Raw genomic sequence first — 18,550 nt, 5'->3', positions numbered from 1 at the left:
CTGCTTTAGCGGCGGCGGGCGGCCCGGCCGCCCTGGGCGGGTCGCCCAGGCACGGCGTGAACGCCCTGCGCCTGCTGGTTCTCCCGCTCGGCGTCCCAGCGGGCGTACGCGTCGACGATCTCCCCGACCAGCTGGTGGCGGACCACGTCGGAGCTGGACAACTGGGAGAAGTGCACGTCATCGACGTTTTCCAGGATCTCCCGGACCACCCGGAGCCCGCTGCTCGTCCCGCCGGGAAGGTCCACCTGGGTGATGTCACCGGTCACGACGATCTTGGAGTTGAAGCCGAGTCGGGTGAGGAACATCTTCATCTGCTCGGGCGTCGTGTTCTGCGCCTCGTCCAGAATGATGAACGCGTCGTTGAGCGTCCGACCCCGCATGTAGGCGAGGGGGGCGACCTCGATCGTGCCGGCGGCCATCAGCTTCGGGATCGTCTCCGGGTCGAGCATGTCGTGCAGCGCGTCGTAGAGCGGGCGCAGGTACGGGTCGATCTTCTCGTTGAGCGTGCCGGGCAGGAAGCCCAGCCGCTCACCCGCCTCGACCGCCGGTCGGGTGAGGATGATCCGGTTGACCTGCTTGGCCTGCAACGCCTGGACGGCCTTCGCCATCGCCAGGTAGGTCTTTCCGGTGCCGGCGGGGCCGATGCCGAAGACGATGGTGTGGGTGTCGATCGCGTCGACGTACTTCTTCTGCCCGAGCGTCTTGGGGCGGATGGTGCGCCCGCGCCGGGAGAGGATGTTGAGTGTCAGGACCTCGGCGGGCCGCTCGGCGCTGCCCTGCTCGAGCATGCCGACGGTACGCCGGACGGCGTCACTGGTCAGGGTCTCGCCTTTCTCGATGAGTTCGAGGAGCTCGCTGAAGACCCGCTCGGCGAGGGCGTTGTCCGCGGGGTCACCGGTGATGGTGATCTCGTTGCCGCGAACGTGCACGTCACTGGTGACCGAGCGTTCGACGAGCCTGAGGATCTCGTCGCCTGCGCCGAGCAGATTGACCATGATCTTCGGGTCGGGCACGGTGATCCTGGTCTGCACCCGGGGCGGGCCGGGAGGTGGGGTGCCGGTCATAGGTTGGGCCGAAGGGCCCTGCGCACCTGCTCTCGATCTCGGCGCCGGCCTGCTGGCCTGGCGTGCGGACGTTACACCCATCGTATCGGTTCAACGCGGGCCGCATCGCGCCCATTTCCGCTGGCCGCGATCAACTCCCGGCCCGGAAGTCGTACCGGTCGAAGGTCTCCTGGTGGCGGGTGAACCGGTACGTCGCCCAGTGCATCCGGACCACCGCGCCGGCCTCGTCCCGGGTCAGCCGCAGCAGCTCCCCGACCTCCCGACCGGAGACCACCCGGAACACGTCCGGCTGGTCCGGCAGCGGGGTGAAGATCGCCGGCGGACGTCCGGTCGGGTCACCGACCCCGCGCGCCCGCAGGGTGCCGTCGTGCCACGAGAAGACGTACTCGGAGCCCTCGCCCCACCAGCGGCCGAGCACACCCCGCAGGGCCGCCGGCGCGGGTGCGCCGGGTCGCCAGGGCTCGATCTCGGCCGGGTCGCGCTCGACCGCCGCGGCGAGCAGCCGGTGCGACAGATCGAACAGATCGGTCGCCGTGCCGGACGAGCCGAGCACGGCGGCGCCCATCGCCCCGGGCGTGCCGTCACCGCCGCGGCGGCCGTACGCCCCGGCGAGGAACCCGGGCATCGCCCCGTCGTGCCCCACGTGCATCACCCGCTCCCCCTGCGGGATCAGGATCAGCCCGAGCCCGAAGCCCGCGCCCCAGAGCGTCTCGTCGGTGGTGGTCAGCGGCCAGCGCATCTCGTCCAGGGTGGCCGGGGCGAGGACCGTGCCGGCCGGGTCCAGCGCCGCCGGGTCGGCCAGGAACGCCGCCCAGCGGGCCATGTCGGTGGCGGTGCTCCAGAGCTGGGCGGCCGGGCCGACCGCGCCGAAGTCGGTCGGCGGTTCCGGGTGCGCCTCGTCGGAGTACGCGTCGACCAGGAACCCGGTGGCCGCCGTCGGGCGTGGGGTCACCGTGGTGTCGGTCAGCCCCAGCGGAGTCAGGATCCGCTCGGTGAGCGCCTGCGCCCAGCTGCCGCCCCGGAGCCGGGCGACGAGTTGGCCGAGCACGGCCACGCCCAGGTTGGAGTAGTGGAACCGTCGGCCGGTCGGCAGCACCCTCTCGGCCCGGTCCAGCTCGGCGACCAGTTGGTCGTCGTCCGGTGCGCGCAGGCTGTCCCACACATCGCCGAATGGCTCGCGTTGCAGGCCACCGGTGTGCGACAGCAACCGGCGTACGGTCAGCTCGCCGTGCGCCGGGAGGTCCAGGTGCCGGCCCACCGGGTCGTCCAGGTCCAGCAGCCCGTCGTCGCGGCACTGCAGGACCAGCACCGCGGTGAACGTCTTGGTGATCGAGCCGATCCGGAACTGGGTGCCCGCGCCCAGAGGGCTGTCGGTGCCGGTCTCGCCGACGGTGCAGCTCCAGAGCGGTCGGTCGGCCCGGTGCAGGGCCGCGGAGACCGCCGGCACCCGCGCTTCGGCCTGCACCCGCCGGACCAACCGGGCCAGGTGCTCATCCACCGGTGAGCCGGGTACCGCCCCTGGGGTCACGCCAGGTCCCGGGCGAGCATCGGGCCGAGCGGCGCACCACCGAGCAGGTGCGCGTGCACGTGGAACACCTCCTGTCCGCCGTACGCGCCGGTGTTGAACATCAGCCGGAAACCGTCGCCGAGCAGCCCCTCGTCCTCGGCCACGGCGGCGGACGTCGCCAGCACGTCGGCGGCCAGCGCCGGGTCACCCTGGGCGAGCGTGGCGACGTCGGCGTAGTGCTCCTTCGGAATGACCAGGATGTGCACCGGCGCCTTCGGGTCGATGTCGCGGAAGGCGAGCGTGGTGTCGGTCTCCCGGACCACTGTGGCCGGGATCTCCCCGGCGACGATGCGGCAGAACAGGCAGTCGGATCCCATCGGAGCAGTGTAGGGACCAACGGGCCGGGGACACTCCGGCGCGGGGACCGCCACCGGCCTGTTCGCGGGGAAGGCACGCTGAGGCAGGATGGCCGGCATGACGGATCGGGCGGTACTCGTGACCGGGGCCTCGCGCGGGATCGGCCGCGCGGTGGCGGAGGCGTTCGCAGCCGGCGGTGACCGGGTGGCCATCCACCACCGGGACTCCGCCGAGGCGGCCGAGGAGCTGCGCGCGCAGCTTCCGGGCACCGGGCACGTGGTGGTTCGCGCCGACCTCACCGATCCGGACGCGGTCCGGGTCATGGTCGACCGGGCCGCCGAACTGCTCGGCGGGTTGGACGTGCTGGTCAACAACGCCGGGACGTACGGCGACCGCGACGACCCGCACCCGATCTTCGGTGCCTCGTACGAGGAGTGGCAGCAGCGCTGGCGGCAGGTGCTGGAGACCAACCTGACCGGCGCCGGCAACGCCATCTGGTGCGCCGCCCAGCACATGCGCGAACGCGGAGGGCGGATCGTCAACATCTCGTCCCGTGGCGCGTTCCGCGGCGAGCCGCACCAGCCGGCGTACGGGGCCAGCAAGGCGGGGCTCAACGCGCTGGGCCAGTCCCTCGCTGTGGCGCTCGCGCCGTACGGCATCGCGGTCGCCACCGTCGCGCCGGGCTTCGTGGCGACCGACATGGTCACCGAGTACCTGCGCGGTGAGGAGGGCGTGGCCATCCGGGCGCAGAGCCCGTTCGACCGGGTGGGCCGACCGGAGGAGATCGCCGCGGCCGTGCACTGGCTGGCCTCGCCGCAGGCCGAGTGGGCCTCCGGCACGATCGTCGACCTCAACGGCGCCTCCTACCTGCGCAGCTGAGGTCAACGCCAGCGGCAAATCACCTGGCCAGGGATGTGGTTGACGGTTCGTGGGCGGGTAAGTCTCACCGACATGGCCGACTCCGCGCTGCTGGACCTCACCGCCGACTACCGGGTGGCCGATGGCCACGACGACGACCCTGTCCTGCTCCGCCCCGACGGCACCCCTGTCGAGACCTGGCGCGAGGACTACCCGTACGACGAGCGACTGGACCGCGACGAGTACGACCGTGACAAGCGGCTGCTCCAGATCGAGCTGCTGAAGCTCCAAGATTGGATCAAGGAGTCGGGCGAGCGTTTGGTGATCCTCTTCGAGGGCCGGGACGCGGCCGGCAAGGGCGGCACCATCAAACGCTTCATGGAGCACCTCAACCCGCGTGGCGCGTCGGTGGTGGCGCTCGCCAAGCCGGACGAGCGGGAAGCCGCCCAGTGGTACTTCCAGCGCTGGCTGGCACACCTGCCGGCGGCCGGCGAGATCGTGCTGTTCGACCGTTCCTGGTACAACAGGGCCGGCGTGGAGCGGGTGATGGGCTTCTGCAGCCGCAAGGAGTACCTGGAGTTCCTGCGGCAGGCCCCGGAGCTGGAACGGATGCTGGTGCGCTCGGGCATCCGGCTGGTCAAGTTCTGGTTCTCCGTCTCCCAGAACGAGCAGCGCACCCGGTTCGCGATCCGTCAGGTCGACCCGGTCCGGCAGTGGAAGCTGTCTCCGATGGACATCGCCTCACTCGACCGGTGGGACGACTACACCGAGGCCAAGGAGGCGATGTTCTTCTGGACCGACACGGCCGACGCGCCGTGGACGGTGGTGAAGAGCAACGACAAGAAGCGGGCCCGGCTCGAGGCGATGCGGCACGTGCTGCACCGCTTCGACTACACCGGCAAGGACCCCGCTGTGGTCGGCGCACCGGACCCGCAGATCATCGGAAACGCTGGGCTGGACCTGGGGCCGGAGGAGGAGGTCGTACCGGTGTTCCCGAGGCCCTGAACGGTCACCAGCGGCCGAGGCGGGCGGCGAGCACGCTGAGGGCCGCCACCCCGGCGGTGGAGGTGCGCAGCACGGCCGGCCCGAGGCGTACGGGTCGCCCGCCGGCCTCGACGAAGGCGGTCAACTCGGCCGGGGCGATGCCACCTTCCGGGCCGATCACCAGCACGATCTCGCCGGTGGAGGGCAGCTCGGCGGTGGTGAGCCGGTCGTCGGCCTCCTCGTGCAGCACGAACCCGACGGCGGCACCGGCGATCCGGCGGGCAACGGTGGCGGTGGACTCGTCCGGCGCACCCGCCACCACCGGCAGCCACGGCCGGCGGGCCTGCTTGGCCGCCTCCCGTGCGGTGGCCACCCACTTCTCCCGGGCGCGTACGCCCCGGTCGCCGCGCCACTGGGTCACCGAACGCGATGCCGCCCAGGGCACGATCTCGTCCACCCCGACCTCGGTCATCGCCTGCACGGCCAGCTCACCCCGGTCGCCCTTGGCGATGCCCTGCACCGTCACCAGTCGGGGTACTGGCGCGTCCGCGTACCCCCGGGAGGTGACCGTGACCTCCAGGCTGCCCCGGCCGACGGCCGTGACCACGGCGGCGGCCGTGCCACCCCGGCCGTCGGCGAGCAGAAGCTCCTCGCCGACGCGCAACCGCTGCACTGTCGCGGCGTGGTGCCCCTCCGGGCCGTCCAGGGTCAGCGCGTCGCCGGTGGGCAGCGCCTCCACCAGGAACAGCGGCGCGGACACCTCAGGCGTGCCCGTTGAACGCGTCGCGCATCCGGGAGAAGAAGCCGCCCTGCTTGGACAGCTCGGCGACCTCCTCACCACGGGTCTTGGCGAAGTCGCGCAGCATCTTCTCCTGGTCCGGGTCGAGCTTGGTCGGCGTCCGCACGTCCAGGTGGACGTAGAGGTCGCCCCGGCCGGTGCCGCGCAGGTGCGGCACGCCCCGGGCGCGCAGTCGCAGCGTGCTGGCCGGCTGGGTGCCGGCCTTGACGTCGACGGTCTCCTCGCTGTCCAGCGTCTTGATGGTCAGCCGGGTGCCCAGCGCCGCCGCCGTCATCGGCACCGTGACCCGGCAGTGCAGGTCGTCGCCCTTGCGGGAGTACACGTCGTGCGGGCGCTCGTGGATCTCCACGTAGAGGTCGCCGGCGGTGCCGCCGCCGGGGCCCACCTCGCCCTGCTGGGCCAGCCGGATCCGCATGCCGTCCTCGACACCGGCCGGGATCTTGACGGTCAGCGAACGGCGGGTCCGCACCCGGCCGTCGCCGGCGCAGGTGGGGCAGGGGTGCGGGATGGTGGTGCCGTAGCCCTGGCACACGGTGCACGGCCGGGCGGAGACCACCTGGCCGAGGAAGGTGCGCTGCACCGACTGCACCTCGCCCCGACCACCACACGCCTCGCAGGTCGCCAGGTGCGTGCCGGCGGCCGTGCCGGCGCCGGAGCAGGTGGTGCAGAGCACCGCCGTGTCGACGGTGATCGGGGCCTCCACGCCGAAGGCCGTCTCGTGCAGGTCGAGTTCGAGCCGCAGGATCGCGTCGGCCCCAGGGCGGGTACGCGGCCGGGGGCCACGGGCGCCACCTCCGGCACCGCCGAAGAACGCGTCCATGATGTCCTGGAAACCGACGAACGGGCCAGCGCCTCCGGGGCCACCCGGGCCGCCGGCACCGCCGCCACCAGGGGCGAGCGGGTCACCACCCAGGTCGACGATCTGCCGCTTACGGTCGTCCGAGAGGACCTCGTACGCGGCGTTGATGTCCTTGAACTTCTCCTGAGCCTCCGGGTCCGGATTGACGTCCGGGTGGAACTGGCGCGCCAGCTTGCGGTAGGCGCGCTTGATCTCGTCATCGGAGGCTTCCCGGCTCACACCGAGAATGCCGTAGTAGTCCCTGGCCACTGCGTTCCGTGTCCTCATGTTCGTCTCGCGTTGCGCCGGTCGGCGGCCGCAGCCGGCCGCATCGGCCCTGACCAATCAGTTCTGGGCCAGCAACTCGCCCACGTAGCGTGCCACGGCGCGGACCGTGGCGATGTTGCCGGGGTAGTCCATCCGGGTGGGCCCCAGCACCCCCAGGCCGCCCAGGATGGTGGTACCCGGGCCGTACCCGGTGCTGACCACCGAGGCGGCTCGCAGGTTGTCGAACTCGTTCTCGTCGCCGATCAGCACCCGGGTCGTGCTCGGCTCTGTCTCACCGATGAGCTTGAGCAGCACGACCTCCTCCTCCAGAGCTTCGAGGATCGGCCGCAGGGAGCCCTGGAAGTCGAGCAGGCCGCCCCGGGTGAGGTTCGCGGTGCCGGCGAGGGCGATCCGCTCCTCGTGCCGCTCGACGAGCGTCTCCAGCAGGACGGTGGCGAGCGTGGTCATGGTCGGACGCAGGCCGGGCGGCGCTTCCTCGACCAGCGCCTGCACCAGCGGGGGCGTCTCGGACAGCCGGGCGTTGGCGAGCTTCTCGTTGATCAGTCGGCGCAGGTCGGTGACGTCGTCGGCGGGCACCGGGCCGGGCAGCTCCACGAGTCGCTGCTCCACCCGCCCGGTGTCGGCGATCATGACGAGCATCAGCCGGGTGGTGGAGATCGGCACCAGCTCCAGGTGACGCACCGAGGAGCGGGCCAGGCTCGGGTACTGCACGACGGCGACCTGTCGGGTCAGCTGGGCGAGCAACCGCACCGTGCGGTGCACCACGTCGTCGAGGTCGACCGCGCCGACCAGGAAGCGCTCGATGGCCCGGCGCTCGGCCGGGCTGAGCGGTTTGACCCGGGACAACCGGTCGACGAAGAGGCGGTAGCCGCGGTCGGTGGGCACCCGGCCGGCACTGGTGTGCGGCTGCCGGATGTAGCCCTCCTCCTCCAGCACGGCCATGTCGTTGCGGACCGTGGCCGGGGAGACCCCGAGCTGGTGCCGCTCGACCAGCGCCTTGCTGCCGACCGGCTCCTGGGTGGAGACGTAGTCTTCGACGATGGCGCGGAGCACGGCGAGTTTCCGGTCGTCGAGACCCATCCTCCGCACCTCCTGTCGCACGTCGGCCGCCGGCGCTCTGGGCCGGCCGGGCCGTCCTGGCACTCGACTGTAGCGAGTGCCAGTCTACGTCGGCGGGCCCGCCCACGCGATGATCAACGGCCACCCTTCGGTGCGGCCCACGACACCCTGTTGGGCCGATCGGCCCGCACTGGGAGGCGAAGTCGCTCTGGTGCGGCGTTGCCACCGGCACCTACCGTGACATCCATGACTGAACCTCCTCGCCCTCCCGGGTCGGGCGACCCCGGCAACTACCCGCCGGAGCCCACCTCCCCCGGGCCGTACCCGTCGGCCGAGCCGCCCACCGCACCACTGTCCGGGGCGCCCGGCCCGGCCGGCTATCCCCCGCCCGGTGGCTATCCGCCGCCCACCGGTGACCAACCGCCGTCAGGCGGCTACCCTCCGGCAGGCGGCTACCCCCCGCCCGGGGGCTATCCCCCGCCCGGCGGCTACCCGCCCGGTGGCTACCCGGCCGGTGGGGCCTACGGCGGCCCCGGCGGTGGCTACGCCAACAACGAGGACAAGACCTGGGCGTTGGTCGCGCACTTCGGCGGCGCGCTCGGCGCGCTGGTCAGTTTCGGTCCGCTGGGCTTCGTTGCCCCGCTGATCGCCTACCTGGCCCGTGGCCAGCAGTCGCCGACCGTCCGGGCGCACGCCCTCGCCGCCCTGAACTTCCAGATCCTCTGGTCGATCATCGCGTTCGTACTGCTCTTCGTGAGCTGGTGCCTGCTCTTCCTGCCCAGCATCGCCGTCGTGGTGATCCAGATCCTGTTCGGGATCATCGCCGGCATGAAGGCCAACGAGGGCACCCCGTACCGCTACCCGATGACTGCCAGCTTCATCAAGTGAACCGGGCCGGCCGCTCCCCCGGCCGGCCCGATTCACCGCCGTCCCGGTCCCGGAGCGGTGGGCCACTCAGGGCAGCAGATCGCGGACGACCGCGTCGGCGAGCAGCCGCCCGCGCACTGTGAGCACCGCCCGGCCGGCGGCGTAGTCGTCGGCTGCCAGCAAACCGCCGGCCAGGGCCCGCTCGGCGCCGGCCCTGCCGGCCGCGTCGAGCACCGCCAGCGGGAGACCGCTGGCCAACCGCAGCCGGAGCATCACGTCCTCCATGTGCGCCTCGTCGACGGTGAGCACCTCCCGGGCCAGGCCGGGAGACTCCCCGGCGGCCAACCGTTTGGCGTACGCCGAGGGGTGCTTCACGTTCCACCAGCGGACCCCGCCGACGTGGCTGTGCGCCCCCGGCCCCAGCCCCCACCAGTCCGCGCCGGTCCAGTAGAGCAGGTTGTGCCGGCAGCGGGCCTCCTCGGTCCGGGCCCAGTTGGAGACCTCGTACCAGGAGAGCCCGGCCGCGTCGAGCGCGGCCTCCGCGGCCAGGTAGCGGTCCGCGGCCACGTCGTCACTGGGGTACGCCAGCTCGCCGCGCCGCATCCGGGCGGCGAGCCGGGTGCCGTCCTCGACGATCAGGGCGTACGCGCTGACGTGGTCCACCCCGGCGGCGACGACCTGCTCCAGCGAGGCGGCGAAGTCCTCGGGACGCTCCCCCGGGGTGCCGTAGATCAGGTCCAGGTTGACGTGCTCGAACCCGGCGTCGCGGGCCTCCAGGGCGGCGGCGGTGGCCCGGCCGGCGCTGTGTTTGCGGTCCAGGATCGCCAGCACCCCCGGGGAGGCGGACTGCATGCCCAGCGAGATCCGGGTGTAGCCGGCAGCCCGCAGCAGCTTCAACGATTCCGGGGTGACCGATTCGGGGTTGGCCTCGGTGGTCACCTCGGCGTCGGCAGCCAGCCCCCACGTGCTGTCGATGCCGTCGAGGATGCGGGCCAGGTCGTCGGCGGGGAGCAGGGTCGGCGTGCCGCCGCCGACGAAGACGGTGTCGACCCGGGGCGGCGGAGTGTCGCCGAGCACCCGGGCGGCGAGCCTCAGCTCGGCCAGCACCGTGTCCGCGTACCCCTCGCGGCTCGCGCCGCCGCCCAGTTCGGCCGCGGTGTAGGTGTTGAAGTCGCAGTATCCGCAGCGACTGGCGCAGAACGGCACGTGCACGTACACGCCGAAGCCGCGCGCGCCGACCGCCGCGGTGGCGGTGGCGGGCAACGATCCGTCGACGGGGACGGTCTCACCATCTGGAAGGACGCCGGGCATGGCCACTAGTGTGCCCGGCATGACCTCTCCCGACGTCCTCGTGCGGGTCGCCACGGCCCGTGGGGTGACCACCCTCACGCTCGACAGCCCGCACAACCGCAACGCCCTCTCCACCGCCCTGATGACCCAGTTGCTGGCCGGGCTGGCGGACGCGGTCGCCGACGAGGCGGTGCGAGTGATCGTGCTCGACCACACCGGCCCGGTGTTCTGCTCCGGCGCGGACCTGAAGGAGACCGCTGCTGCATACGCCAGCGGGACGGTGCCGGCCGGGATGCTGGGTGACGTGCTCGCGGCGCTCTGGGAGTGCCCGAAGCCGGTGCTGGCCCGGGTCGGCGGACCGGCGCGGGCCGGCGGGCTGGGCCTGATCGCCGCCGCCGACCTGGCGGTCTGCGCCGACGAGGCGACCTTCGCGTTCACCGAGGTGCGCATCGGGGTGATCCCGGCGGTGATCTCGGCGACCGTGCTGCCCCGGCTGCACCCGCGCGCCGCCGCCGAGCTGTACCTGACCGGGGACACCTTCGACGGCCGCCGCGCCGTCGAGGTCGGCCTGGTGACGGCCTCGGTCCCGGCGGACGGGTTGGACGACGCGGTACGGGGCTACTGCGACTCGCTGGTGCGCGGCGCCCCCGGTGCGCTGGCCGGCGCGAAGGAACTGCTGCGTCGACCGGGCACCGCCGAGTTGCGCGCCGACCTCGCCCGACTCTCCGCCGTCTCGACGGGCTACTTCCTCTCCGACGAGGGGCTCGAGGGGGTCTCCGCGTTCCGCGAACGTCGGCCGGCTCGATGGGTGCCCGCCCTGGACGGCGACTCCGACTAGGGCGTCCGGGGCGCCGCCTTCGGTTGGCGGCGCCCCGGACTCCGATTCGGTCAGCGCGGGTCGGGTCACCAGGCGGTCGCGCCGCCGTCGACCGGGTAGTTCGCCCCGGTGATGTACGACGCCCGGTCGGACGCGAGGAAGACCACCAGCTCGACGACCTCCTCGGGGCGCGCGAAGCGCTTGAGGAGCGTCTTGGCCGTGATGGCGTCCCGCGCCTCCTGGTTGTCACCGAGGTCGCGTTCGCTGGCCGGGGTGAGGGTGGGCCCGGGGCTGACCGCCACCGCGCGGATGCCGTGGGGCGCACCTTCGAGGGCGAGCTGTCGCGTCATGCCGATGATGCCGGCGTTCGCGGCGGTGTGACCGACCATCGGCGGGACGTGGCCGCCGATCATTCCGGCCATGGAGGCGGCGCTGATGATGACGCCGCCGCCGCGTCGGACCAGGTGCGGCCAGGCGAACTTCGACACGAAGTACGGAATGTCGAGTTCTCCGGTGATGGTGTAGCGCCAGTCCTCCACGGAGAAGTCGGGCATCGGGCCGAAGCGGAGCGCGGCGGCGTTGTTGTAGACCACGTCGAGCCCGCCATAGGCGGCCGCGGCGTCGTCCACCAGCTTGCGTACCTGCTCGGGGTCGGTGAGGTCGACCGGCGCGATGCCGGTCATCTCGCCGCCCGCGCGCCGGACGAGTTCGACGGTCTCGTCGTTACCCGCGACCTGGAGGTCGGCCCCGACGACCTTCGCGCCCTCGCGGGCGAAGGTCAGCGCCGCGACGCGGCCCAGGCCCCCGCCGGTGCCGGTGATCAGCACGACCTTGCCATCAAGCGTTCCCATGGAACTCCTCCTCGTTCAATGACCAACGCGCCCGGCTTTGCGGCGGTAGGTCGGATTGATATGTCAACCGAGTTAAGTCCTTGACCGGTCAATCGCTTCCCGATACCGCGTACCCGGTGACGCGCACGACAGCCCTGCGGGTCGGAGGGGCGTGGCAGGTGAGATCGCGACCGGAGCGGGAACGTCGCCAACCGGTACGCGGCAGCGGAGCCGGCCCCGAACCGGTCGGAGTCGGCCAGGCCGGGCCCGAACCGCTCGGACGACCCGGAAGGGGCCTGCGGGGACGTACGCTTGTCGGACTGTCGATCTGGGGGTGTGGGTGCGAACTCGGGCAACCGTGGCGGGTGGAGTGGTGCTCATCCTCGTCGCCGTGATCGCGATCTGGCTCGTCGTACGACAGGTCGGCGACAACCTCAGGTTGCCGCTGGTGGCACGCAAGTGCACGGTGCAGGCCGACGGACGTGTCGCGCTGGACGCCGACCAGATGGCCAACGCGGCGACCATCGCGGCGATCGGCGCGAAGCGCGGAATGCCCGAGCGGGCCGTCGTGGTCGCGCTCGCCACCGCGTACCAGGAGTCCGGGCTGCGCAACCTCGCCGACGGCGACCGCGACTCGGTCGGCCTGTTCCAGCAGCGGCCGAGCCAGGGCTGGGGCACCCCGGCGCAGATCCGCGACCCGCGGTACGCGGCGAACCGGTTCTACGCGGCCCTCAAGAAGGTGCGCGGCTGGGAGAAGATGCGCGTCACCGACGCCGCCCAGCGGGTGCAGCGCTCGGCGTTCCCCGAGGCGTACCAGAAGTGGGCCGACGACTCCGAGGTGCTCAGCCGGGCCCTGCTCGGCGACGCCAGCGGCGCGGTCGCCTGCACCGTGGGGCGCACCCCGGCGATGCACGGTGCGGCCGCGGCCGCGCAACTGACCCGCAATCTGGTGCTGGACTGGGGGCTCAAGGGCACCGACCCGACCGACCAGACCGGGTTGGCGGTGACTCCGGGCGACCAGCGCGACGGCTGGCGGTACGCGCACTGGCTGGTCTCACACGCCCAGGACCACGGCGTGAAGCGGGTCCGCTTCGGCGACCTGGAGTGGACCGCCCGCGGCGGCTCGTGGGGCCGGGTGGACGGCCGCCAGAACCCCGCCGGCCAGGTGGTCGCCGAGGTGTTCAACGAGGGTTGACCGACCCGGATCTCTTAACCGGCAGTCACCGCACAATCGGGCAATGCGCATTGAATCGCACTATTGATCACGCAGATCTCACTCTGTGCGTTTCTCTCGCTGCGCGGGGTCCCGCCGTGGCCCAATCCCGCACCACGCCCTCCCCGAGGCCTGGACAGCCGCGTTACGATCGGCGGCCTGTGCCAGAAAAGGTTTCACCTCATGGGGAGGGGTACGACGCGGTGTTCGATTACGGCGACCGGACCGGTTACGAACCGATCAGCGACACTGACCGCAAGGAGTTCCACGAGCAGGGCTTCCTCCTGCTGCGCAACGTCCTGACGGAGGACCACCGGGCGGCGCTGGAGGCGGCTGTCGACCGCGTCTACGCGGAGGAGCAGGCCAAGGGCACCACCAAGAAGGACGGCACCCTGCACCTGCTGGGCTTCCTGGAGCGCGACGAGCTCTTCGGTGAGCTGCTGACCCACCCGATCGCCTTTCCGTACATGTGGGGGCTGGCCGGCTGGAACATCTACACCCACCACAACCACCTGGACGTCACCCCGCCGGCCGCCGAGCCGGAGAAGCCGTACTGGGGTTGGCACCAGGACGGGTACCGGCAGAACTCCGACCCGGAGACGATGGACCCGAACCTGCCTCGGCCGATGTTCTCGCTGAAGGTCGCGTACGTGCTGTCGGACCTCTCCGAGACCGGCCGCGGTGCCACCAAGGTCATCCCGGGCAGCCACCTGAAGAACTCGCTGCCCCGGCCGGCGGACCTGACCGTGCAGAACCCCGACCCGGAGGGCACGGTGGAGATCACCGCCAACCCGGGCGACGCCTTCATCTTCGACCGCCGGCAGTGGCACTCGCGGTCGACGAACCTGTCGACCATCACCCGCAAGATGCTCTTCGTCGGCTACACCTACCGCTGGATCCGTCCGCTGGACGAGCTGCACCCCGACGTGAACGGCGAGTGGTACCGCAACCGCACCCCGGTGCAGCGCCAGCTGATCGGCGAGGGCACCCACACCGCCAACTACTGGGGCATCAACTGGGACGGGTACGTCGACGACGAGATCCCGCTGCGCAAGGAGCTCAAGGAGCGCGGTCTGCTCGACCGCAACATCCCCTGGCTCCGCTGATCCCTGCTCGTGGAACGGCCCCCCGTCACGCTCAGCGATGGCGGGGGGCCGTTCCACATGTCGACGCCGGTGGTCGCCGGCCGCGTGGGCTTACGCCGGCCAGCTAGCCACGGGCGGCGAGGCGGCGGCGGGCCTTCTCCCGGATCGACTCCGGCAGCTCCTCCGCCTCGAGCAACCGAGGCAGCAACTCCGGCTCCAGGCTGGTCGCCCGGAACACCTCGCCGATGGTCACACCGTGCGCCGGCCGGTCCACCACCTCGACCGGGTCGCCCGGGCCGACCTCCCCCTCGCGCAGCACCCGCAGGTAGGCGCCGGGCAGCGCCCGGGTGGTGAACCGCTTGATCAGATCCGGTACGCCCCAGAACCCGGCGAAGGTGGTGCACGGCGTACGCGGTTTGGTGACCTGGAGCAGCGCTGAACCGACCAGCCACTGCTCACCGATCACCGCGCCGGTCACGTCGACCGCGTAGGTGGACAGGTTCTCCCCGAAGCCACCCGGCCGGACGTCGCGGCCCAGCTCCGCCGCCCACCATGCGGCGTCCTCCTCCGCGTAGGCGTAGACCGCCTGGTCGGGGCCGCCGTGATGGGCTCGCTCTCCGATGAAGTCGCCGACCACCCCGTCGAAGCGGATCGGCACCGGGCCGTCCACCGGCCGCTTGTCGATGCCGCTGCGGCCGCTCGCATCGCCGGCCCACTCCGCCTCGGTCACCACGCCGAGGTTCACCGCTGCCACCCTGCCCGTCATGACGGCCAGCCTAGTGGCGGTTCGCCGCCGAGCAGTCCGCCCGGCTACGGGTTCGGCACCGCCCAGCCCGTCCGACGCGGGGTCAGCCCTTGACGGCGCCGGCCACCAGGCCGGAGACCATCCGGCGCTGCACCAGCAGGAAGAAGATGATGACCGGCAGGGTGAACAGGGTGGACGCGGCCATCACCGGCCCCCAGTTGGTGTCGTCCCGACCGAAGAAGAAGGTCATCGCCACCGGCAGGGTGTAACTGCCCTGGTCGTTGATGAACGTCAACGCGAAGATCAGCTCGTTCCACGCGGTGATGAAGGAGAAGATGCTGGTCGCCACCAGGCCGGGCGCGACCAGCGGGAAGAGCACCCGGCGGAAGATCTGGGCCCGGCTGGCCCCGTCGATCGCCGCCGCCTCCTCCAGTTCCTTCGGCACCGCGGCGACGAAACCGCGCAGCATCCAGACCGCGAACGGCAGCGAGAAACCGAGGTACGTGAGGATCAGGCTGGGCAGGGTGTTGTAGAGCCCGAGCCGCTGGATCATCAGGAACAGCGGGATGACCAACGCCTCCAGCGGGATCATCTGCACCACCAGCAGCATGATCAGGAAGCTGGTCCGCAGCTTGAAGCGGAACCGGGCCACAGCGGTCGCGGCGAGCAACGCCACCAGGCCGCTGAGCACCACAGTGGAGACGGCGACCAGCGCGCTGTTGAGGAAGAAGTCCAGGAAGCTGACGCCGGGGATCAGGTTGCCGGTCAGGATCTCCCGGTAGTGCGCCAACGTCGGATGGGTCGGCACCGGTTGCGGGGTGGCCGAGAAGATCTCGTTGCTCGGCTTCAGCGAGGTGGAGATCATCCAGTAGACCGGGAACGCCGCGAAGAGCGCGACCAGCAGCCCGGCGCCGTTGAGGGCGATTTTCTTCACGACTCGTCCTCCTGCCTGAGCACCATCCGTACGTAGAAGCCGGTGACCACGAGCAGGATCAGCGTGAGGATCACCGCGATGGCAGCGCCGAGCCCGTACTTGGGCGGCGGGGAGAAGGCTTCGGCGTACGAGTAGATGGCGAGCATGAACGTCGGCCGGTCCTGGGTGCCGCCTGCCAGCACGAACTGCTGGGTGAAGACCTTGAAGTCCCAGATGGTGGAGAGCACGATCAGGATCCCGAAGACCGGACGCAGCAGCGGGAACGTGATCTTCCAGAAGACCCGCCACGGGCTGGCACCATCCACCCGGGCCGCCTCGTGCAACTCGCTCGGCACGCTCTTGAGACCGGCCAGCACACTCACCGCGATGAACGGGAACGAGTGCCAGACCACCACCAGGGTGAGGATGGCGAAGAAGAGCAGCGGCGAGTTGAACCAGCCGTAACCGGTCCAGTCGCTGCGCCCGAACAGGCTGGTCGAGAGCCCGTCCGGCAACGCATTGAACAGCCACGTGACCAGGCCGCTCGTATCGTCGAAGATCCATTTCCAGACGATGGTGCCGGTCAGCGCCGGGGTGGCCCAGGCGAGCATCACGCAGCTGGCCACGAACGTCGCCATCTTTCGACCAAGCCGGTTGAGCAGCAGCCCCACCAGGGTGCCGAGCACCATGGTGAGCAGCACGTTCGCCGCGGCGAACAGGACCGTGTTGCGCAGCACGGTCAGGAAGAACGGGTCGGAGAGGATGTCGGCGTAGTTGCCGAGCCCCACCCACGGCCACTCCCGATCGCCGCGCAGTTGCCGGACGCTGTTCAGCCTGTAGAAGGACATCCCCACCACCTGGCCGAGCGGCCAGAGCAGCAGCACTCCGATGATCAGCAGGGCGGGCAGGAGCAGCAGGTAGGGCAGTCGGTCCACCCGGCGACGCCGCCGCGCGGGGGTCTCCCGCGCGGCGGACGTCTCCGGGTTTTTGGTCTGTAGGCTCACTTGCTGTTCAAGATGCCTTCCATCTCGGCGGCCGCGTCGGCGGTAGCCTTCTCGACCGTCTTCTGGCCCTTCATGACCGAGCTGTTCATCGCCTGGGTCACCGTCTTCGTCCGGCTGACCTCCACCCACTTCGGGGTGAGCGGCGTGAGCTTGGTGTTCTGCATCGTGGTGGCGAACGACGCCATCACCTTGTCGTTCGCGTACGCGTCACCGGAGACCAGGTCCTGGTAGACGGGGAAGAAGCCGAGGCTGCTCGCGAAGCTCTGCGCGTTCTTCTTGTTCAGCAGCACGGTCAGGTAGTCCCAGGCCAGGTCCTGCCGCTCGCTGTCCTTCCAGATCGCCACGTCCGAGCCGCCCGCGAAACCGGGCGCCGCCGTGCCGTCCGGGCCGGGGATCGGGAACGTACCCCAGACCTTCTCGATCTCGGGGTTGTCCTTCTTGATGGCGCCCTGCTGCCAGCTACCGGCGAAGGCCATCGCGGCCTTGCCGGTGGCGAACTGGGTACGCGCGTCGATCTCGTTCCAACCCGCCGCCGCCGGCGGGGCGACCTTGTGCACAGTCACCAGATCGGTCCAGAACTTGACGGCCCGCTGCGCCTCGGGCGTGGTGTAACCGGACTTCCAGGTGCCGCCCTGGTTGCTGGCGATCTCGCCGCCGGCACCCCAGAGGAAGGAGTAGAAGGGCAGCTCGGAGTTGCCGGGCAGGGCGATGCCGTAGGTGCCCTTCTTCTTCGCCTGCACAGCCTTGGCAACGGTGACCAGGTCGTCCCAGGTCTTCGGGGGCTGCACGCCGGCCTCGGCGAACCAGTCGGTGCGGTAGTAGATCGCGCGCACACCCGCGTACCAGGGCACGCCGTACTGCTTGCCGTCGAGCTGAGCGTTGCGCACCAGGTCGGGCAGCAGATCCTTGCCGTCGGCCCAGCCGCCCATCCGACCACTCACGTCGGCGAGCGCCTCCTGGGCGGCCCAACCCTGAGTCTCGGTGTTGCCAAGCTCGGTGATGTCCGGCCCCTCACCGCCGGCGAGCGCCGCCTGGAACTTCTTGGGCGCCTCCAGCCAGGGGATGTACTGCACGACCACATCGGTGTCGGGGTGCTTCTGGCGGAACTCGGCCTCGACCCCGTCGAGGAAGGAGTTCTGCGCGTCCCCGCCCTCACCCATCATCCAGACCGTGAGCTTGCTGTCGTCGGCCGCGTCGTCGCCGGACCCTCCACAGCCGGTCAGCACCATCGCGGCCGAGGCCACCATGGCGGTGACCGGGGCCAGCCGCTTCCACCTGTTCACGCCACTTCTCCCCTCGCGCCGCCTGGAACTAACCTTCTCCGCCGCACCCTAGTACGGCGAATTCCTTTACGACAGTGGGCGGGACTGGCCGAAGCGTGGCGACCGTACCGCAGCGGCCCGACGACCGGCACTCCAACATCCGTCCGAAGTTGGGCCTATCAGCACGAAAGAGCGCCCGGCTCTCAGCCGGGCGCTCTTTCAGTCGTACTGTCCTAGCGGTGGTGCTGTGTCGCCAGATGATGCCAGGTCGTTACCGGGTCACGCGGCGGCGGCCACCCACACCGGCCACCAGCGCGACAGCGATCGCGGCAACCACGACCTGCACCAGCAGCTCGGCCCAGTCGATGCCACTCGTCTCGGTCGCGATGCCGATAGCCCGCGCCAGGACGGTGCCCAGCAGCGCGGCGCCGATGCCGATCAGCAGGTGCAGCCAGATCGGCATGTTCTGCCGACCCGGGACGACCAGGCGGCCGAGCGCGCCGACGATGAGACCAACAACGATCGCAGTGATGATGCCCCACACGGTGAGCTCCACGGCCACCCTCCTTCAAAGAATGTCTAACACACGGTGCGTGTGCTTCCTGTCGTGACCGTTAATTGCCCGACCCACCGAAAATCCAAACCGACTACACGGCCCAGACGATCACGACTTGATGAACACAGGCACAGACCACAAACCGCCCCGCGCCCCCGCGCCCCGCGCCCCGCGCCCCTACGGGGATCCGCAGGGGGCCCTCGACTCCATCCAC

The 18,550-nt window shown here is 70.9% G+C and carries 19 protein-coding genes; 6 read left to right on the top strand and 13 right to left on the bottom strand.

Features of this window, described 5'->3' with window-relative positions:
- Positions 1-5: 5 nt before the first annotated feature.
- From AB0B68_RS29355 to AB0B68_RS29345, 3 genes are all read right to left on the bottom strand, one after another.
- The gene (locus AB0B68_RS29355; RefSeq protein ID WP_145792520.1) at positions 6-1,064 is read right to left on the bottom strand and encodes a PhoH family protein; all 1,059 of its coding nucleotides are present in this window, start codon (positions 1,062-1,064) and stop codon (positions 6-8) included.
- Positions 1,065-1,194: 130 nt separating this feature from the next.
- Positions 1,195-2,562 carry a serine hydrolase domain-containing protein gene (locus AB0B68_RS29350; RefSeq protein ID WP_357204757.1) on the bottom strand — a complete coding sequence of 456 codons (1,368 nt, stop codon included), beginning with the start codon at positions 2,560-2,562 and terminating at the stop codon, positions 1,195-1,197.
- A 26-nt stretch (positions 2,563-2,588) separates the two neighbouring features.
- Positions 2,589-2,948, bottom strand: coding sequence for a histidine triad nucleotide-binding protein (locus AB0B68_RS29345; protein WP_357204758.1), 360 nt, complete (start codon positions 2,946-2,948; stop codon positions 2,589-2,591).
- Positions 2,949-3,045: 97 nt separating this feature from the next.
- Here AB0B68_RS29345 and AB0B68_RS29340 point away from each other — a divergent pair, with 97 nt between their 5' ends.
- Entirely contained in the window at positions 3,046-3,807 is a 762-nt protein-coding gene (locus AB0B68_RS29340) for an SDR family oxidoreductase (protein WP_357264135.1), read from the top strand.
- 72 nt (positions 3,808-3,879) lie between these two features.
- Complete coding sequence (gene ppk2, locus AB0B68_RS29335) at positions 3,880-4,791, top strand: polyphosphate kinase 2 (RefSeq protein WP_357204762.1); 912 nt, start codon at positions 3,880-3,882, stop codon at positions 4,789-4,791.
- A 4-nt stretch (positions 4,792-4,795) separates the two neighbouring features.
- On the opposite strand, the gene AB0B68_RS29330 is transcribed toward ppk2, so the two are convergent.
- The 3 genes from AB0B68_RS29330 to hrcA form a co-directional block, all read right to left on the bottom strand.
- Complete coding sequence (locus AB0B68_RS29330) at positions 4,796-5,530, bottom strand: 16S rRNA (uracil(1498)-N(3))-methyltransferase (RefSeq protein ID WP_357264131.1); 735 nt, start codon at positions 5,528-5,530, stop codon at positions 4,796-4,798.
- A 1-nt stretch (position 5,531) separates the two neighbouring features.
- Positions 5,532-6,677: a molecular chaperone DnaJ gene (gene dnaJ / locus AB0B68_RS29325; protein WP_181518639.1), complete on the bottom strand. Its 1,146-nt coding sequence runs from the start codon at positions 6,675-6,677 to the stop codon at positions 5,532-5,534.
- Between the two features lie 75 nt (positions 6,678-6,752).
- Positions 6,753-7,775: a heat-inducible transcriptional repressor HrcA gene (gene hrcA / locus AB0B68_RS29320; protein WP_355009281.1), complete on the bottom strand. Its 1,023-nt coding sequence runs from the start codon at positions 7,773-7,775 to the stop codon at positions 6,753-6,755.
- A 225-nt stretch (positions 7,776-8,000) separates the two neighbouring features.
- On the opposite strand from hrcA, the gene AB0B68_RS29315 reads away from it, so the two are divergent.
- Complete coding sequence (locus AB0B68_RS29315; RefSeq protein WP_357204767.1) at positions 8,001-8,642, top strand: DUF4870 domain-containing protein; 642 nt, start codon at positions 8,001-8,003, stop codon at positions 8,640-8,642.
- A 66-nt stretch (positions 8,643-8,708) separates the two neighbouring features.
- Here the strand turns inward: AB0B68_RS29315 and hemW are convergent, their stop codons facing one another.
- Positions 8,709-9,932, bottom strand: a complete 1,224-nt coding sequence (gene hemW, locus AB0B68_RS29310; RefSeq protein WP_357264163.1) for a radical SAM family heme chaperone HemW — start codon at positions 9,930-9,932, stop codon at positions 8,709-8,711.
- A gap of 19 nt (positions 9,933-9,951) precedes the next feature.
- Here hemW and AB0B68_RS29305 point away from each other — a divergent pair, with 19 nt between their 5' ends.
- A complete protein-coding gene (locus AB0B68_RS29305) occupies positions 9,952-10,749 on the top strand; it encodes an enoyl-CoA hydratase-related protein (protein ID WP_357204769.1) in 798 nt (265 codons plus the stop codon).
- A 65-nt stretch (positions 10,750-10,814) separates the two neighbouring features.
- On the opposite strand, the gene AB0B68_RS29300 is transcribed toward AB0B68_RS29305, so the two are convergent.
- Positions 10,815-11,579: an SDR family NAD(P)-dependent oxidoreductase gene (locus AB0B68_RS29300; protein ID WP_355009284.1), complete on the bottom strand. Its 765-nt coding sequence runs from the start codon at positions 11,577-11,579 to the stop codon at positions 10,815-10,817.
- Positions 11,580-11,892: 313 nt separating this feature from the next.
- Between AB0B68_RS29300 and AB0B68_RS29295 the strand changes: the two genes are divergently transcribed.
- The gene (locus AB0B68_RS29295; protein WP_357207708.1) at positions 11,893-12,753 is read left to right on the top strand and encodes a hypothetical protein; all 861 of its coding nucleotides are present in this window, start codon (positions 11,893-11,895) and stop codon (positions 12,751-12,753) included.
- A gap of 221 nt (positions 12,754-12,974) precedes the next feature.
- Complete coding sequence (locus tag AB0B68_RS29290) at positions 12,975-13,877, top strand: phytanoyl-CoA dioxygenase family protein (RefSeq protein WP_091409805.1); 903 nt, start codon at positions 12,975-12,977, stop codon at positions 13,875-13,877.
- A 103-nt stretch (positions 13,878-13,980) separates the two neighbouring features.
- On the opposite strand, the gene AB0B68_RS29285 is transcribed toward AB0B68_RS29290, so the two are convergent.
- The 5 genes from AB0B68_RS29285 to AB0B68_RS29265 form a co-directional block, all read right to left on the bottom strand.
- On the bottom strand, positions 13,981-14,622 hold the full coding sequence (locus AB0B68_RS29285) for an MOSC domain-containing protein (RefSeq protein WP_357207705.1): 642 nt from the start codon (positions 14,620-14,622) through the stop codon (positions 13,981-13,983).
- Positions 14,623-14,704: 82 nt separating this feature from the next.
- Positions 14,705-15,535, bottom strand: coding sequence for a carbohydrate ABC transporter permease (locus AB0B68_RS29280; RefSeq protein WP_238678492.1), 831 nt, complete (start codon positions 15,533-15,535; stop codon positions 14,705-14,707).
- Positions 15,532-16,518 (bottom strand): sugar ABC transporter permease, encoded by a 987-nt coding sequence (locus AB0B68_RS29275; RefSeq protein WP_357207702.1) that lies wholly within the window; start codon positions 16,516-16,518, stop codon positions 15,532-15,534. The genes AB0B68_RS29280 and AB0B68_RS29275 overlap by 4 nt, the downstream gene beginning before the upstream one ends.
- Positions 16,515-17,801 carry a sugar ABC transporter substrate-binding protein gene (locus AB0B68_RS29270; protein ID WP_357264127.1) on the bottom strand — a complete coding sequence of 429 codons (1,287 nt, stop codon included), beginning with the start codon at positions 17,799-17,801 and terminating at the stop codon, positions 16,515-16,517. The genes AB0B68_RS29275 and AB0B68_RS29270 overlap by 4 nt, the downstream gene beginning before the upstream one ends.
- Before the next feature lie 250 nt (positions 17,802-18,051).
- Entirely contained in the window at positions 18,052-18,336 is a 285-nt protein-coding gene (locus AB0B68_RS29265; protein WP_357208614.1) for a GlsB/YeaQ/YmgE family stress response membrane protein, read from the bottom strand.
- Positions 18,337-18,550: the final 214 nt, after the last annotated feature.

The organism is Micromonospora sp. NPDC049049 (genome assembly GCF_040649115.1).
Classification (GTDB): Bacteria; Actinomycetota; Actinomycetes; order Mycobacteriales; family Micromonosporaceae; genus Micromonospora.
This window is presented reverse-complemented; position numbering and strand designations above follow the sequence as displayed.